Below are 3,056 nucleotides of genomic sequence, written 5' to 3' on the forward strand. Positions count from 1 at the left end.
TTTTCAATTCAGCAAGCGAACGGGTTATGTACGCTGCCAGTGTATTCGTGCCGAGGTTCATACCCTGAATGATACCGGCGCCGATTGCCATGATATTTTTCATAGCCCCGCCGAGCTCAACACCGACGGGGTCATCACTTGTGTATATCCTGAAGGTATTGCTGTGTATGGTTCTCTGAAAATAGAGGGCAAGCTCCTTATCTTTTGAAGCAACCACAGCAGACGTAAAAAGACCTTCTGCCACCTCTTTTGCAAAAGACGGTCCCGAAAGGGAGGCAATATGAGCTTTTCCATAGGTCACTTCTCTGACGACATCACTCATAAACAGGTTCGTGCCGTTTTCTATCCCTTTTGTGAGAATCAGTATCTTTTTGTCCTCTAACTCTTTAGAGACGGCGCCAACAGTGTTTCGCAAGGCAAAAGAGGGGGAAGCAATAATGATATTCCCGGAAAATTCAGGTAGGTCTTTCACGTTATTGGTAAAGGTGATGTTATCGGGCAGGATGAAGCCAGGGAGATAATAGGCGTTCTCCCTTGTTTTCTTCACAATATCGAAGAGTTCTTTTTCAAAGACCCATAACAGTATCTCTTTTCCTGTTCTCGCAAGGTGGAGTGCGAAGGCCGTACCCCAGGCGCCTGCCCCTATCAGGCCTATCTTCATTCCTCTTCGCCTATTATCGCTACGCCGCTGATCGTTTCTCCTTCTCTCAGATCCATCAATTTCACGCCGAGGCCGCCTCTTTTCTGTACAGGTATATCGTCGGCGCTAAACCTGATAGTCCTGCCTGTATCGGTGACAAGAATGATCTCGTCTTTCTTCCCCAGTTGCTTCAAGCTCACGACTTCCCCGTTCTTTGCGCCGCATCTCACGTTGGTAATCCCGGAGCCGCCCCTTGACTGGACCCGGTACTGGGAGCAGGGCGCCCGTTTTCCGTAAGCCTTCTGGGTCACTGTGAAAACATTACAGGTCTTACTGACAATCTCTACAGAGACGACCTCGTCGCCACTCTTTTTGAAGCGCAAGCCTCTTACCCCGTATGCAGCCCTGCCCATGGACCTGATCTGTTTTTCAAGGAAGCGTATAGATAACCCTTTTTTACTCGCCAGCATGATCTCGCTTTCACCATTTGTTTCAAGGACGCCGATGAGACTGTCATCGTCGGGTAAGGTTATTGCCCTGATACCCGTGGACCGTATGTTCTTCAAAAGGTCGAGGGCCATCTTTTTCACATGGGCCTTCTTCGTAACAAAGAAAAGATATTTATCCGGTGAAAACTCCTTGACGTGCGCAATTGCAGTTATCCTTTCGTTCTTGTCAATGTTAATAAGGTTTACGATATGTTTGCCCTTTGCAGAGAGACTCGCCTCCGGTATGGTGTGAACCTTCACAACGTGTACCTTTCCGGTATTCGTGAAGAACAGGATATAGGAGTGCGTCGATGCTATGTAGAGATGGTCGACAAAATCTTCTTCCCTTACGACGATACCGGTTTTTCCTTTACCGCCACGGATCTGGTGTTTGTACTGGTCCAGCGGCGTTCTCTTGGCATAGCCCTTATATGTGATCGTTACGACGACCTCTTCCTCTTTGATCATGTCTTCCAGGGTGATCTCCGGAAGTTCATCAACTATCTCGGTATACCTTGCATCGCCGTATTTTTGCTTTATCTCCAGGAGTTCCTTTTTAACGATACCCAGAAGCAATTTTTCGCTCTGGAGTATCTTTTGCAGGCGCTTGATCTCTTCCGAGGTGTTTGTGTAATCTTCGATTATCTTTGTCTGTTCAAGGGATGTCAGGCGCTGGAGGCGCATCTCGAGGATGCTCGTTGACTGTTTCTCGGATAAGGAGAACCCCTCCATTAACGCTGCTTTGGCTTCCTGTGTATTTTTAGATTTTTTGATGAGCGCAATGACTTCATCGATATGTTCAAGGGCTATCTTGAGTCCTTCAAGGATATGGAGTCTGTCGAGGTTCTTGTTCAGCTCAAAGGTAGACCGTTTGGTAACGATCTGTTTCCGGAAATCGATGAATTCCGTGATTATCTCCTTGAGGTTCAAAAGCCGCGGCTCATTATTGACGATCGTGAGGAAAATGATGCCGAATGTGGTCTGCAGTTGTGTATGTTTATAGAGCTGGTTCAGGATAGGTATGGCAATCTCCCCCTTTTTCAGCTCAATGACAACCCTCATGCCTTCCCGGTTCGATTCATCCCTGATGGTAGAGATGCCTTCGATCTTCTTTTCATTGATCAATGCAACAATATTTTCGATAAGGCGGGCCTTATTTACCTGATAGGGGATTTCAGTAATTATGATCGCTTCCCGCCCGTCTTTTTTGTATTGTTCGACAACTGCCCGCGCCCGGAGGGTGATATGTCCTTTGCCGGTCTCGTAGGCCTCACGGATGCCCTGCCTGCCATAGATTATTCCCTGGGTTGGAAAATCAGGACCAGTAATGTACTGCAAGAGATCAGAGATGGTAATGCCAGGATTCTCAATGTAAGCAATCATACCGTCCACAACCTCTGTCAGGTTGTGCGGCGGTATGTTCGTTGCCATTCCGACTGCTATCCCTGAAGACCCGTTGATAAGCAGATTCGGTATCTTCGAGGGCATGACCAAAGGCTCGACAAGGGAATCATCGTAGTTCGCCCTGAAGGAGACCGTCTCCTTTTCGATATCTTCAAGGATCTCTTCCGCTATCTTCGAAAGCCTTATTTCCGTGTACCTCATTGCCGCCGGCGCGTCGCCATCGATAGAACCGAAGTTCCCCTGACCGTCGATGAGCGGATAACGGAGAGAAAAATCCTGGACCATCCTCGTTATTGCATCGTAGACCGCCTGGTCTCCGTGGGGGTGGAACTTACCGATTACATCGCCAACGACCCTGGCGGACTTTTTGTACGGTTTGTCATGGGTGTTGTTTAATTCGTACATTGCATACAAAATTCTCCTGTGAACAGGCTTTAAACCATCCCGTATGTCAGGCAATGCCCTGCCTATGATGGTGCTCATGGCATAGTCAAGGTACGACCTTCGCATCTCCTCTTCAATAG

2 protein-coding genes are annotated in these 3,056 nt (G+C 48.0%); both read right to left on the reverse strand.

Annotated features, from left to right (window positions below; genetic code table 11):
* The coding region (locus PHU49_16390) for an NAD(P)H-dependent glycerol-3-phosphate dehydrogenase (GenBank protein ID MDD5245589.1) at positions 1-661 on the reverse strand (661 nt) is incomplete at its 3' end.
* A partial coding sequence (gene gyrA / locus PHU49_16395; GenBank protein MDD5245590.1) for a DNA gyrase subunit A occupies positions 658-3,056 on the reverse strand: 2,399 nt, incomplete at its 5' end. The genes gyrA and PHU49_16390, both read right to left, overlap by 4 nt.

The sequence above is a fragment of the Syntrophorhabdaceae bacterium genome, from assembly GCA_028713955.1.
GTDB lineage: Bacteria > Desulfobacterota > Syntrophorhabdia > Syntrophorhabdales > Syntrophorhabdaceae > UBA5609.